Here is a 13,307-nt window from a genome sequence, read left to right as displayed (position 1 = left end):
ATTTAAAATCGCAGAAAAATGGATTTTAAAGCACAGTTATTGGCAGGTATTCCTTCGGTTTTACCAGCAAAAAAAATAAGAAATGCACAATTAAGCCATGCGCCGGTGAGGAGAACGGTTTTAAATGCAGAAGAGAAAAAATTAAGTATCAGAAATGCCTTACGTTATTTTCCTGAAGCCTGGCATCAGGAACTTGCACAAGAATTTTTACAAGAGCTTGATAACTACGGGCACATTTACATGTACCGTTTTATGCCTGATTACGCCATTTATGCCAGGCCGATAACAGAATACCCATGCCATACACAGCATGCTGCCGCTATTATGCTCATGATCCAGAATAATTTAGATCCGGCCATCGCACAGCATCCTGAAGAACTGATTACCTATGGTGGGAATGGAAGTGTATTCCAGAATTGGGCACAATATTTAATCACCATGCAATACCTCGCCACCATGACGGATCAGCAAACGCTGAACATTTACAGCGGGCACCCACAGGGATTATTCCCTTCAAATGCTGCGGCACCGCGTGTGGTGGTAACCAATGGTATGATGGTGCCGAACTATTCTTCGCCAGAAGATCTTGAAAAATTTAACGCTTTAGGAGTAACTCAATACGGGCAGATGACCGCCGGCTCGTATATGTACATCGGGCCACAGGGCATTGTTCATGGTACGGCAATTACTTTAATGAATGCTTTTCGTAAAAAGGGTTTTTACGGAAAAGATGTGGCCGGAAAAATTTTTCTTACAGCAGGTTTAGGTGGTATGAGCGGTGCCCAAACCAAAGCCGGCAATATTGTTGGCTGCATTACGGTTTGTGCAGAAGTTAATCCGAAAGCTGCAACCAAAAGACACCAGCAAGGTTGGGTAGACGAGCTGATTGATCATTTAGATAAGCTGGTAAAAAGGGTTTTATGGGCTCAACATGAAAAACAAACAGTTTCATTGGCCTATATTGGTAATGTGGTGGATGTTTGGGAACGTTTTGATCAGGAAAATATCGAAATTACCATCGGTTCTGACCAAACTTCGCTTCATAACCCATATTCTGGCGGATATTATCCAGCAGGTTTAAGTTTCGAAGAATCTAACGAAATGATGGCCAATGCAGCGGATCAGTTTAAACTTAACGTTCAGAATTCATTAAAAAGACAGGCGAACAGCGTTAATAAACATACTGCAAAAGGAACCTACTTTTTCGATTATGGAAATGCCTTTTTGCTGGAATGCAGCAGGGCAGGTGCTGATGTAATGGCGGGCAATGGAGTTGATTTCAGGTATCCATCTTATGTAGAAGATATTTTAGGGCCATTGTGTTTCGATTACGGTTTCGGTCCCTTTAGGTGGGTTTGTGCTTCGGGCAATGAGGCAGACCTCGATTTAACCGATCGCATGGCAAAAGAAGTGCTGGAAGAAATTAAGCAAACTGCTCCGCCAGAAATACAACAGCAATTACAGGATAACATCAACTGGATTACTGCAGCAAAAGAAAACAGATTGGTAGTAGGCTCTAAGGCACGTATTTTATATGCTGATGCTGAAGGCCGTGCAAAAATTGCTTTGCGATTTAATGAGGCCATTAAAACGGGCGAATTATCGGCACCGGTTATTTTAGGCAGGGATCATCACGATGTAAGTGGAACGGATTCGCCTTTTAGGGAAACGAGCAATATTTACGATGGAAGCAGGTTTACTGCAGATATGGCCATCCACAATGTGATTGGTGATAGTTTCAGAGGCGCAACCTGGGTTTCAATTCATAATGGTGGTGGTGTAGGCTGGGGTGAAGTAATTAACGGTGGTTTCGGAATGGTACTGGACGGAACTGAACAAGCTGCAGAAAAATTACAGAACATGCTTTTTTATGATGTAAATAATGGAATTGCCAGAAGAAGCTGGGCCCGTAATCAAGAAGCCCGCTTTGCTATAGAACGCGAAATGGAGCGCACCGGAACGTTGAAAATTACGCTTCCAAATTTGGTTGATGATGGAGTGTTGAATGGATTGGGGATAAGGTAGATTTCTACTATAGAGAAATACCTTTGTTGTCATGCTGAACGTAGTGAAGAATCTTGGGGTTTAAAAAAGATTCTTCGTTTCACTACCATGATAGATTCCTATAGAAAAGTCGTCATTGCGAGGAGGAACGACGAAGCAATCTTTCTAACAAGGATCGCTAGCAGGAAAGATTGCTTCGTCGGCTGAAAAAGCCTTCTCGCAATGACGAAAAAAATGCAATAAATTTACCCTAATGGCAGTGTGAAATGAAAAACAGAACCTTTGCCTTCTTCGCTTTCTGCCCATATTTTACCATGATGCCTTTCGATAATTTCGGCGCTTAAATAAAGTCCGATTCCGAACCCTGAAATGGTATGGTTACCCTTTACGCGGTAATAACGCTCAAAAAGTTTATCGATATCATCGGGTTTTATGCCTATACCTTCATCTTTAATCTGGATTTCGACCTCGGTATCGCGCAATTTGCAGGTAACTTCGATACGGGTACCGTTATCTGAATATTTTAAGCCATTACTGATCAGGTTCGAAATTACATTCCCGATTTTATCGCGGTCGGCATGTATCGTTACCTCACAGGTTGGATTTAATATAATCTGATGTGAAGATTGTGAAATGTAAGTTTCCTCAATGGTTTCTTTCAATAATTCATCTAAGCTAAAATCGGTTTTTTCGATTAATAATTTACCAGATTCCAATCGTGATACATTTAAGAAACCGTTAATCATCGTCGTCATTTTTCTGATCTGGCTGTGTGCTTTATCTAAAGCAACAATCGCATAATTATCTTCGTCTTTCTTGGCTTTACGCTGCAAAACCTGCACAAAACCATTTATAGCGGTTAAAGGCGTTTTTAATTCATGACTCACCATTCCGATGAAATCATTTTTACGGAGTTCATCTAATTTTTGCTCCGTAATATCGATAAATAACCCCGAATATTCGGTTGCATTTCCATGTTGATCTACAAATACCCTTCCGGTGGCCCTCACCCATTTTTCTTCACCTGTAATTAAATTATTGATCGGATACTCGGTATCGCTTGATGAATGGTTTTTTAAGGCACTCTCCAGAGCTATATTGAGCATATTATGATAATCAGGATTAACGGCCTGCATAATAGCCTCCATTTCTGCAGGTTGATCAATAGGTAAGCCTAATAATTCCTTAACAAATCCCGACATACTTATCTCAAGCGTTTTTGGATTTATGCTCCAGGTGCCCATTCTACCGGTTTCTATTGCCTGGCGAAGTTTTTCTTCGCTATCAGCCAGTTTATTTACATACTGGATCAGGTCTTCATGTGTTTGGGCCAGTTCTTCATTTGTGGTGGCCAGTTCCTCATTTGCAGCGGCCATTTCCATGTTAATGTCCTGAAGTTCTTCCTGGTGAAGTTTTCGCTCTGTAATATCAGGGCTTACCGTAGCCATGGCAATCACTTCATTGTTTTCTTCATTTTTAATTGCGAAACCATTCCATTCAATCCAAAAAGGTTTTCCTGTTTCCTCATTCCAGAAACGGATTTCTTCCCTGAAATTCTGATTATGCAGAATCCCCGGTAAAAGTTGCTCTGCAGCTGACCGGTCATCAGGAAAAACACAATCTAAAATTGTCCTGTTGGTAATGCTTTTCCATCCCAGCTTCTTTATTGCAGCAGGGTTGAGGTACTGGATGGACATATCCAACTCTACCAGGCCTATAAATTCTGAGCTGGCCTCAATTAGCTTGCTCAGGTTTAACCTTTCCAGTTCAATCAGTTTTCGTTCGGTAATGTCAACGCACGAACTGATGTAGCCGGCAAAAGATCCATCGGCATGAAAACGCGGCGGCGCACTGGCCAGCAACCACCTGTAATCGCCTTTTTTGCTCAGGATCCTGAATTCGCCCACAAATGATTTTTTCTCAGCAAGTGCAGATAAATAAGCTTGTTTGTACTGTTCACGGTCTTCCGGGTGGATTAAACTCGTCCAGTCGAAAGCCAGCAGTTCATTTGCCGACCGGCCTGTTAAATCTGTCCAGGGTTTATTAAAATATATGGCATTTCCATTTTCATCGCCAACGGCAATAAAAATATCTGTGCCTTCTGCCATGGTTTTAAAGCGTTTTTCACTTTCCGAAAGCTGGTTAAAGCGTTCTAAAACCCTTAATTCCAGTTCATTATTTAAAACGTGTAATGTTTCTTGTGTTTCCTGGAGCTCTTCATTTGTGGCCACCAGTTCTTCATTCGTTGCTGCAAGTTCTTCTACAGTTGCCGCAAGTTCCTCATTTAAAGCTTGCTCACGTTCAAGTGCTTCGGCTTTTTCACGTTCTCTTTCCAGTGCTTCCTCTCTGAGTACCCGTTCGGTTACATCAATTGCAGTGTGTAAAATGCAAATGGTTTTCCCGTCATTATCTTTAATTGCGCGGTACTCAAAGTCAAAATAAAAAGTTTTGAGCTCGCCTTCAATCATGATATCAGCAGCCGTATCTTTCCCGGAAATAACCAATCCCTCCAGCCATACTTTTCTGAACATTTCGATAAAAGGCTGGCCTTTTAATTCGGGTAAAGCATCTTCTAACGATTTTCCGATAATGCTCCTGTCTTTCCCCCAGATCCTGAGCATGGCATCATTTGCAGCCTGAATTATTGCCGTTTCTCCAACATGAACAGCTGTTGCTGTATAGGTTAGGTTAAAAACTTCTATTAATTTATCGTTACTTAAAAAATGACTTGACTGACTCATTACGGGACTTTAAGGGGCTAATCTAAAATAAATATTTATCTAAGTTTCAAAATAAATTTAAATCATAAACCTGCGTATCAATATTTTTTTGATATAAACTATATACTAACCATAACCTCCTTAAAAAGGTTTTTAATTACATGAATTTCTGATGCGTATTGCGTGTTTTTCCTACAACCAAAATATAATATATTTTTTAGGGGAGTAGTACCTTGCCAAATCACCTTGATTTTTTCTTCTTCCACTTCTTTTTTGCACAGGAAGTCCGGGATAATGGCCAGGCCTTTTCCACCAGAAAGACATCTGACAATGGAGTTGAGATTGGGTACAATATAATTTGGCCTGAAATCGGCCCGTTTACTGAAATTAAGCTGCCAAAAACGTAAAAGGTGCTCCATATCGCCTGCCGTGCCATACCATTTCTGCTGTTTTAACCATTCTTCCATCGCCGACAAATCATTTTTCTTTGCCAGCGTTGCAAAAGCCTGTCCGTCAGTTTCTATTCCGCCTACCAAAACAATCGTTTCAGAAGAAAAGGCTTCATGTTCTATATTGGGCGAATTTCCTTTTTGTGGCGTAATAATCAGGTCTAAAATTCCCTTATCCAGTTGATCGAGCATTTCAGGATATTCGCCAAAGCGGATAATCACATTAAAGGGCAGGGTAGAGATATACTGTTCGAGGGTAATCTGAAAAGTTTCAAAGCACATGCCCACACTAATGGTTGGTGTATGCTTCTCGGTACTTTTCTGAAAGTGTTTTTCAGCATCTTCAAGTTTGGCCAGTGGCTCTACGATAAAATTATAAAGCACCTTTCCTTTTTCAGTCGGGATCATTTTCCGGCCGGTACGTTCAAAGAGTTTGTACCCTACATAACTTTCCAAAGAGCTTAAGTGCAAACTTACCCCGGGTTGCGAAATAAACAGGCTTTCGGCTGCACCGGTTAAAGTCCCTGTTTTATAAATGGCCTTGAAACTTCTGTACCATTCTAAATTAACCATAATCTACTATTATAATTCTGATACAAAGCTATGAATTAACTTGTTTTAATAATAGCTTTAAGTGCGGTAATTTTGTCTTATCAAAATAGAAAAAACGAAATGACAAAAATATTCATCATCAACGGAGGACAAAAGTTTGGACACTCCGGCGGAAGATTTAATGAAACTATAGCTAATGCAACAGCCGATTTTTTTTCATCAAAGGATGGTTTCGAGGTAAAAACCACCAATATTAACCATGATTACGATCCCAAAGAGGAAGTAGAAAAATATGTTTGGGCCGACGTAGTAATTTACCATACACCAATCTGGTGGTTCCAGTTGCCTCATGGATTTAAGAAATATATTGATGTGGTTTTTACCGAGGGACATAAAAAAGGAATTTATGTAAGCGATGGCCGCAAGGCTGATAATCCAACCCGAAATTATGGTACGGGCGGCATGTTACATGGCCGTAAATACATGGTAACCTCCTCATGGAATGCACCAAAAGAAGCATTTATCTTGCCAGAAGAGTTTTTTATGGAAACCAGTGTAGATGATGGCGTGCTGTTCGGCTTCCATAGGATGAATGCTTTTACAGGGATGCAACGGATAGATGGCATCCATTTTCATGATGTAGAAAAAAATGCCGATATCAATAGTGCACTGCAACAACACGAGGAACATTTAACCCAAAATTTTTTAAATACCGAAGTATATGAGCATTTATCTGACAGCAATAGTTAAGGGTAAACCGGATACCGTAAATCCGCTAAGAACTGTTTTATTGAATATGGTTGCTAATTCGCGCAAGGAAGAAGCCTGTATCCAATACGATCTGCACGAAGCTGCCGGCGATTTAACTTTTATCTTCCAGGAAGAATGGAAAAACCAATCGGGTTTGGATCTGCATAATCAACAGCCATATATTCTGGCTTTTGTAGAACAGGCAGGTGCTCTTACAGATGACATTGTAATTTATAAAACTGAAAAACTGGCCTGATTACAGTTTTGCACGTCGCGAAGTTAAGGCAGAACCCGCTGAAGCGATAACCACAAAAGCTACGGCAAAACATTCTTTAAGCGTGAGGTATTCTTGTAAGAAAACCAAGGCTGCCAGCGAAGCCATTGCTGGTTCGAGACTCATCAAAATACTGAATGTGCGTGCAGGGATTTGCTTAAGGGCCTTCATTTCGAGGGTAAACGGGATAGCGCTTGACAGTAGCGCAAGCGCTGCTCCCAAACCCAGTAATTTTGGATTTAAGCTGCTTAAACCGCCACCTAAAATGCCGAAAGGTAAAATTACAATGGTAGCAAACAACATCCCGATGGCAACGGCATCGCCACCTTTCATTATTTTCGAAATCCTGCCGCCCAATATAATATAGCCTGCCCAAAACACACCGGCTAAAAGTGCCAGTAATACACCGCTTATGTTCAATCCGGTGCCTGTCCACGGGGTGATGAGTATAATGCCTGTTGCGGCCAATATTACCCAGATAAAATCAATAGCTTTTTTAGAACCAAAAATGGCTAAAACCAATGGGCCAACAAACTCTAATGTTACACCTAAACCAATCGGGATCCTTGCAATGGCCATGTAAAATACCATGTTCATTACGCCTAAACACACCCCATAAAGGATAACATATTTCCATTGTTTGGCATTTAACTTAAACAGGTTGGGCCTGAAAGCGATGAGTAAAATTACGGCTGATAAACCGATCCGTAAGGATGCGGTAGCAGCGGCACCAATTTGTGGAAAAAGCCCTTTTGCAATTGCCGCACCACACTGTACACTGATAATAGACAGTAAAACAGCCGGAATTGGTGGAATATTAATTTTGCTTTTCATCAGGGCGCCCGTAAATTGAGGCGCAAAATTACGGAATTATAGTTTTCTAATTTTTTTAAAAATAAAAAGGGAGAATCAGATTACACCAATTCTCCCTTCTTTAATGCTCAGACGTTTGTTAGCAGAATAATTCCTGCTCGTCTCGGTTTTCGGTAGGTATTTTTTTCAAAAAGTCATCAAACGATGGTCCGTCGTTATCAGAATAGATACCATAAGCGTCTAGTATATACCCAATGTTTTTATCCTGATCTTCTAACAGATACAAAACAGAGTTATCTGCAGGATCCGAATCGCCTTCAAAGCGATAGGTTTTAACAATGGTTAAATCCTCCGGTTTATAAATTTTGCCGAGCGATTTGCTCTGCATTTTACCATGATCGGACATTTTTAGTTCATTATCTTTTCCTTTCAGCCTCAATTTCTCTAAAATTTGACTCAAAGTGTTCATTGCAATTGGCTGTTCCATAGTTATACGATTTTATACTGATTAAACAAGTGGCACTGGAAATGGTTTTACCAGCATCTATTTTAGATCAAACTAAATGATTGTCAATGTGTTTCGTTAGTAAACTAAATTTAATAAAATGAAAAAATATCTTTTAAGCATAGCCATTGCGGCTGTGGCATTAGTAAGTGCCTGTACCAAAACCGAAAAAGAGATTGCCCAGGCAACTTTAACAGAAACGGCCGATAACAGTAAAACCATCGGCACAGCAAAGTTTTATGAACTGAGCGACGGAAAAATTAAAATGGATATCGAGATGAATTTTGCTGGCCGTGCGGATAGCAATGTGGCGGTACACTTTCACGAACATGGCGATTGCGGCAATATGGGCGAAAATACGCACGGGCACTGGAACCCGACTAAAGAGGCTCATGGGAAATGGGGATCGGCAGCATACCATAGCGGCGATATTGGTAATATTAAATTAGATAGTAAAGGCCACGCCACGCTTTCGGTTACTACCGACCGATGGAGCATTAAAGACGGCGATGTTAAAAATATTATTGGCAGGGGAATTATTGTACATGGCGGTACTGATGATTATACCACACAACCAACAGGCAACTCCGGACCACGGGTAGGCTGCGGTGTTATTGAGGCAGTGAAATAATTTTGTATTAATCTGATCGTCATTGCAAGATGGCTTTTTCAGCCGACAGCATGCCCCACTTTTCGGGGAAGCCATCTTAATGCGGTAGCTATAAACCCACAGTTTTAAGATTCGGGATTTCTTCTTGCAATGACAACTTTTATAAAGCGGTTAATTTTTAACCGCTTTTTTTATGCAATTTGATCAAGGTTGTCATCATCATTAAAAAAATCTAAATCATTATGGCAACTTTAAACGAATCTCAAAGCGGCAAGGCCGTAAAAGGAAGAACCAAAAAAGCAACCCCAAAGGTAGATCTTACCGCCATGGTAGACCTGATGTTTTTATTAACTACATTTTTTATGCTCACCACAACCTTGGGCCAATTAAATGCTGCAGATATTGCAAAGCCAGATAAGACACTGCCGGATGTAATAGAAAAGTATCCTGAATCGCGCACCATGACCATTGTACTGGGAAAAGATAACAAAGCGGTTTCGTACCTGGGTACGATTGAAAAGGCCAATATGAAAGTGGTTCCGGTTGCAGATCTTCAAAAAGAAATTAAGTCGAATGAGCTACTGGTTGCAGCGGCGCATCAAAATAATCCTGCTAAATACATGATCGTGATTATCAAACCAGGCAAAACAGCAAAGTTTCAGAATTTTGTTGATGTAATTGATGAAATGAAAATTGCCAATATCAAATCCTATGCTATTGACGATGATCATATTACAGAAAAAGAGATCGCATTTATGGAGAAGAATAACTTCTAGATACTGTTTATTCTGACAATCTTACTCATTAATAAGCGAATAAAAAGAATATAGAATCTTTTATCGCTAATGAATAAATTGAATATAAAAACTATTACACTGGTTTTTTAGTAGAGATTGCGTTTTTGAGGCGCTATGGCATATTTATATAGGTTATCAAGTAGTTGTAGCGTTTTTGCTAGATGTTTAATACTACGTCTGTATAGCTAATATGATTACATTCGTTTAAGTGTTTGGCCAGGCATCAGGCGCATCCCGAAAAGCCTTCAAAAGAGTAGGATCTTAAACTCAAAAAAAATCTAGTATGAAAAGTTTAGAATTAAAAAATCTTGGTGTTAAAGAAATGAACACAACTGAAATGTCGCAAGTAGAAGGTGGCGGTATTGTTAACAATACTTTAAACGAACTTTTAGCTTCACTTTCAGGAACTTTAAACTCAGTTGGCGCAGATACTTCAACATTTTTGAACAAAACAGTAACCAATGTTTTGAAACTTGTTTGGAGTCTATAAGCAATTTATCGTATCCGCTGTTCCGGTTTTCCGGGATGGCGGATACCTTAAAATACATACCCTATGGCGCTAACCAGCTACTCTACAGAAAGAATTTCGAATACCGCTCTTGTTTACCGCTCTCAAATCAGTAAATCGAGCCAGTTAATCTACATCGTTACCGTGGTAGCAATATTAACGGTTTTGATGGCGCTTCCCTTTATTAAAATCCCCATCAGCATTAATGGTACCGGCATTTTACAATCTACTATCGAAAAAACAGAACTTATTGTGCCTGTTAATGGCCGCCTGATAGCATACCGGCTTGCGGATAATAAAAGATTAAAACAGGGTGATACCCTTTTGGCCATAGATGCAGGTTTGCCCAAACAGCAGGACGCTTTGGTAGAAACCCGCAAAAACCAGGTTACCCAATTTTTAAAAGATATTAATGCGTTACTGGCATTTAATGGCGGTTCTAATTTACAAACCGGTCAGTACGCGGCTTCATGGCAACAATATGTGCAGGAATTAAAGAACGCCGGTATTGCCAAAAGGCAGGCCACCAGCACCTTTGCGCGTTACAATAAACTTTATCAGAATAAAGTGCTTACGCAATCTGAATACGAAAAATACAAATACGAACTGGAGCAGGCCGAATCTGCTTATTTAATGGTGCGTACCAAATATAAAACCCAGTGGCAAACCGAAGCAAACGGCTTCAGAAACGAACTGCGTCAGCTTTCCGGTCAACAGGCCGAGCTGAACGAACAGAAAAAACAATATGTTTTACGGGCGCCCATTGATGGTTCGGTACAGAACCTGATTGGTTTACAACAAGGTGCTTATGTGTTTGCCAATCAAAAAGTTGGGGAAGTTTCGCCTGATGCAGGTTTGGCAGCCTATTGCTACATCAATCCGGCAGATATAGGCCTGATCAGAAAAGGGCAAGAGGTTCATTTTCAGATTAATGCCTACAACTACAACCAATGGGGCCTTGCGGTGGGTAAAGTAATTGATATTTCAGACGATATTGTCATTTTAAATGGAAATCAGCCCGCTTTTAAGGTAAAATGTTTAATGGATAAAAATTTCCTGAAATTAAAAAACGGTTACAAAGGATACCTTAAAAAAGGAATGAACTTTACAGCCCGTTTTAAAGTTACCGACCGCAGTTTATACCAGTTACTTTACGATAAAGTGGATGATTGGGTTAACCCAAACCTGATTCAAAAAACATAACAGGCCATGAGTACAAAAGTAAAGCAACGTGATATTACAGATTGTGGGGCGGCTTGTCTGGCTTCAATTGCCTCCCATTATAAATTAGATTTGGCGGTTGCCCGCATCAGGCAGCTGGCAGGTACCGATAAAAAAGGCACCACCGTTTTAGGACTTGTAGAAGCCGCTCAGAAATTAGGGTTTGAGGCCAAAGGCGTTAAAGCACCTTTTGATAGTTTATTTAAAATTCCCACGCCAGCCATTGCCCACATTATTGTTAACGAGATCCTGCAGCATTATGTAGTGATTTATAAGGTAGGCAGCAAGTTTATAGAGGTGCTGGATCCTATGGATGGGAAAGTGCACCGTAAAACACATGACGAATTTAAAAGGGAATGGACTGGTGCTTTAATATTGTTGCTACCCTCAGAGAATTTCCAGATCGGCAATGAAAAAAAATCGATTCAGGCAAGGTTCTGGAGTTTGATTAAACCGCATAAAGGTATTTTAACACAGGTTTTATTTGGTGCGGTTGTTTATACCGTATTGGGTTTATCAACTTCTGTTTTTGTACAAAAGCTGGTCGATTTTGTGCTGGTAGATGGTAATCATAACCTGCTTAACCTGATGAGCATCGCTATGATGGTGATCTTATTGGTGCAAATGTTTATTGGCTCAGCAAAAACTATTTTCACCTTAAAAACCGGTCAATTGATCGATTCACAGCTTATTTTAGGCTATTATAAACACTTGCTGCGCCTGCCACAACAGTTTTTTGATACCATGCGGGTGGGCGAAATTATTTCAAGAATTAACGATGCGGTAAAAATCAGAACTTTCTTAAACGATGTTTGTGTAAATTTTGTGGTGAACGTTTTTATTGTTTTCTTTTCGTTCATCATGATGTTTACCTATTACTGGAAACTCGCACTCATTACGCTTACTGTTATTCCCCTGTATTTTGTAATTTATGTGATTACCGATCGGTTTAACAAACGCACGCAGCGCAGGCTGATGGAAGATGCTGCCGAGCTCGAATCGCAACTGGTAGAAAGTTTAAATGCAGTAGGAACCATTAAACGTTTTGGCCTGGAAGATCATGCCAACGAAAAAACCGAAACCCGTTTTATCAAATTGCTTCAGGCTGGTTTTAAATCGAATATTAATGCCGTGGTATCGGGAACATCTACCGAATTTATTTCGCGGATGATTACCATTATTCTGCTTTGGGTAGGTGCAGGTTATGTGTTGAGCAATTCGATTACACCAGGAGAATTATTGTCGTTTTATACCTTGATTGGTTATTTTACAGGGCCGGTTTCATCGCTGATTGGCATGAATAAAACCGTACAGGATGCGGTAATTGCTGCTGATCGTTTGTTCGAAATTATGGACCTGGAGCGCGAAAGTGACGAAAATCAGATCGAATTGAGTACGGATAAAATTGGCGATATTTATTTCGAAAATGTTTCTTTTCGCTACGGTGCAAGGTTGCCTGTTTTCGAAAACCTGAACCTAAGCATTCCGCAGGGCAAATTTACGGCTATTGTAGGCGAAAGCGGGTCGGGAAAATCGACTTTAATGTCGATCCTCCAGAACATTTATCCTATCCAATCCGGCAATGTGCGCATTGGTAAATACGACCTGAAATACATCACTAATTCTTCGCTCCGTAAGATGATATCGGTAGTACCCCAGCAAATTGATTTATTTGCCGGTAATGTAATCGAGAATATTGCCATTGGCGAAGAAGAACCTGATATGCAACGCATTATTGATATTGCTACTAAACTGGGGCTGATTGGTTTTATTGAAGCCTTACCAAAAGGTTTTCAAACTTATCTGGGGGAAAATGGCACTTCTTTATCTGGGGGACAAAGGCAGCGCATTGCCATTGCCAGGGCTTTATACCGTGATCCGGAAATTTTAATATTAGACGAAGCCACTTCATCGCTCGATTCGGTTTCTGAGCAGCATGTACAGCGGATGATCGAACTGTTAAAAGCCGATGAGAAAACCGTAATTGTAATTACGCACCGATCGAGCACGCTGAACAATGCCGATAAAATTATTGTGCTTGATAAAGGTGTTGTAATAGAAGAGGGTAGCCACCGCGAGCTGAAGTATCTTTTGGCCTAATAAG

General features: G+C 40.3%; 12 protein-coding genes. 8 read left to right on the top strand and 4 right to left on the bottom strand.

Annotated elements, in window-relative coordinates; all coding sequences use genetic code 11:
- Positions 1-18: 18 nt before the first annotated feature.
- Positions 19-2,025 carry a urocanate hydratase gene (locus ABD769_RS15820; RefSeq protein ID WP_344852366.1) on the top strand — a complete coding sequence of 669 codons (2,007 nt, stop codon included), beginning with the start codon at positions 19-21 and terminating at the stop codon, positions 2,023-2,025.
- 224 nt (positions 2,026-2,249) lie between these two features.
- On the opposite strand, the gene ABD769_RS15815 is transcribed toward ABD769_RS15820, so the two are convergent.
- Both ABD769_RS15815 and ABD769_RS15810 read right to left on the bottom strand, forming a co-directional pair.
- The gene (locus ABD769_RS15815) at positions 2,250-4,745 is read right to left on the bottom strand and encodes a PAS domain S-box protein (RefSeq protein WP_344852365.1); all 2,496 of its coding nucleotides are present in this window, start codon (positions 4,743-4,745) and stop codon (positions 2,250-2,252) included.
- A gap of 98 nt (positions 4,746-4,843) precedes the next feature.
- The gene (locus ABD769_RS15810) at positions 4,844-5,746 is read right to left on the bottom strand and encodes a LysR family transcriptional regulator (RefSeq protein WP_344852364.1); all 903 of its coding nucleotides are present in this window, start codon (positions 5,744-5,746) and stop codon (positions 4,844-4,846) included.
- Positions 5,747-5,845: 99 nt separating this feature from the next.
- Here ABD769_RS15810 and ABD769_RS15805 point away from each other — a divergent pair, with 99 nt between their 5' ends.
- Together ABD769_RS15805 and ABD769_RS15800 are read left to right on the top strand one after the other, a co-directional pair.
- Positions 5,846-6,475, top strand: coding sequence for an NAD(P)H-dependent oxidoreductase (locus ABD769_RS15805; RefSeq protein WP_344852363.1), 630 nt, complete (start codon positions 5,846-5,848; stop codon positions 6,473-6,475).
- Positions 6,447-6,731 carry a putative quinol monooxygenase gene (locus ABD769_RS15800; RefSeq protein ID WP_344852362.1) on the top strand — a complete coding sequence of 95 codons (285 nt, stop codon included), beginning with the start codon at positions 6,447-6,449 and terminating at the stop codon, positions 6,729-6,731. Before ABD769_RS15805 ends, ABD769_RS15800 begins: the two co-directional genes overlap by 29 nt.
- Here the strand turns inward: ABD769_RS15800 and ABD769_RS15795 are convergent, their stop codons facing one another.
- Together ABD769_RS15795 and ABD769_RS15790 are read right to left on the bottom strand one after the other, a co-directional pair.
- Complete coding sequence (locus ABD769_RS15795; protein WP_344852361.1) at positions 6,732-7,583, bottom strand: EamA family transporter; 852 nt, start codon at positions 7,581-7,583, stop codon at positions 6,732-6,734.
- A gap of 118 nt (positions 7,584-7,701) precedes the next feature.
- A complete protein-coding gene (locus ABD769_RS15790; protein WP_025141885.1) occupies positions 7,702-8,049 on the bottom strand; it encodes a hypothetical protein in 348 nt (115 codons plus the stop codon).
- Positions 8,050-8,167: 118 nt separating this feature from the next.
- Here ABD769_RS15790 and ABD769_RS15785 point away from each other — a divergent pair, with 118 nt between their 5' ends.
- The 5 genes from ABD769_RS15785 to ABD769_RS15765 all read left to right on the top strand — a co-directional run bounded on the left by ABD769_RS15785 (position 8,168) and on the right by ABD769_RS15765 (position 13,303).
- Positions 8,168-8,698, top strand: coding sequence for a superoxide dismutase family protein (locus tag ABD769_RS15785; protein ID WP_344852360.1), 531 nt, complete (start codon positions 8,168-8,170; stop codon positions 8,696-8,698).
- 221 nt (positions 8,699-8,919) lie between these two features.
- A complete protein-coding gene (locus ABD769_RS15780) occupies positions 8,920-9,453 on the top strand; it encodes a biopolymer transporter ExbD (protein ID WP_344852359.1) in 534 nt (177 codons plus the stop codon).
- Between the two features lie 304 nt (positions 9,454-9,757).
- Complete coding sequence (locus ABD769_RS15775; protein WP_344852358.1) at positions 9,758-9,964, top strand: bacteriocin; 207 nt, start codon at positions 9,758-9,760, stop codon at positions 9,962-9,964.
- A 63-nt stretch (positions 9,965-10,027) separates the two neighbouring features.
- Positions 10,028-11,185 carry an HlyD family secretion protein gene (locus ABD769_RS15770; protein WP_344852357.1) on the top strand — a complete coding sequence of 386 codons (1,158 nt, stop codon included), beginning with the start codon at positions 10,028-10,030 and terminating at the stop codon, positions 11,183-11,185.
- A 6-nt stretch (positions 11,186-11,191) separates the two neighbouring features.
- A complete protein-coding gene (locus ABD769_RS15765; protein ID WP_344852356.1) occupies positions 11,192-13,303 on the top strand; it encodes a peptidase domain-containing ABC transporter in 2,112 nt (703 codons plus the stop codon).
- Positions 13,304-13,307 lie beyond the last annotated feature (4 nt).

The organism is Pedobacter jeongneungensis, assembly GCF_039538295.1.
GTDB classification, from domain to species: domain Bacteria; phylum Bacteroidota; class Bacteroidia; order Sphingobacteriales; family Sphingobacteriaceae; genus Pedobacter; species Pedobacter jeongneungensis.
The sequence above is the reverse complement of the archived record's forward strand: the minus strand, read 5'-3'. Positions and strand labels throughout refer to the sequence as shown.

Excerpts from the sequence above, each read along its gene's own strand:
- ABD769_RS15790 (WP_025141885.1), bottom strand. The coding sequence starts at position 8,049 with ATGGAACAGCCAATTGCAATGAACACTTTGAGTCAAATTTTAGAGAAA.
- ABD769_RS15785 (WP_344852360.1), top strand. The coding sequence starts at position 8,168 with ATGAAAAAATATCTTTTAAGCATAGCCATTGCGGCTGTGGCATTAGTA.
- ABD769_RS15815 (WP_344852365.1), bottom strand. The coding sequence starts at position 4,745 with ATGAGTCAGTCAAGTCATTTTTTAAGTAACGATAAATTAATAGAAGTT.
- ABD769_RS15805 (WP_344852363.1), top strand. The coding sequence starts at position 5,846 with ATGACAAAAATATTCATCATCAACGGAGGACAAAAGTTTGGACACTCC.
- ABD769_RS15810 (WP_344852364.1), bottom strand. The coding sequence starts at position 5,746 with ATGGTTAATTTAGAATGGTACAGAAGTTTCAAGGCCATTTATAAAACA.
- ABD769_RS15775 (WP_344852358.1), top strand. The coding sequence starts at position 9,758 with ATGAAAAGTTTAGAATTAAAAAATCTTGGTGTTAAAGAAATGAACACA.
- ABD769_RS15820 (WP_344852366.1), top strand. The coding sequence starts at position 19 with ATGGATTTTAAAGCACAGTTATTGGCAGGTATTCCTTCGGTTTTACCA.
- ABD769_RS15780 (WP_344852359.1), top strand. The coding sequence starts at position 8,920 with ATGGCAACTTTAAACGAATCTCAAAGCGGCAAGGCCGTAAAAGGAAGA.
- ABD769_RS15770 (WP_344852357.1), top strand. The coding sequence starts at position 10,028 with ATGGCGCTAACCAGCTACTCTACAGAAAGAATTTCGAATACCGCTCTT.
- ABD769_RS15795 (WP_344852361.1), bottom strand. The coding sequence starts at position 7,583 with ATGAAAAGCAAAATTAATATTCCACCAATTCCGGCTGTTTTACTGTCT.
- ABD769_RS15765 (WP_344852356.1), top strand. The coding sequence starts at position 11,192 with ATGAGTACAAAAGTAAAGCAACGTGATATTACAGATTGTGGGGCGGCT.
- ABD769_RS15800 (WP_344852362.1), top strand. The coding sequence starts at position 6,447 with ATGAGCATTTATCTGACAGCAATAGTTAAGGGTAAACCGGATACCGTA.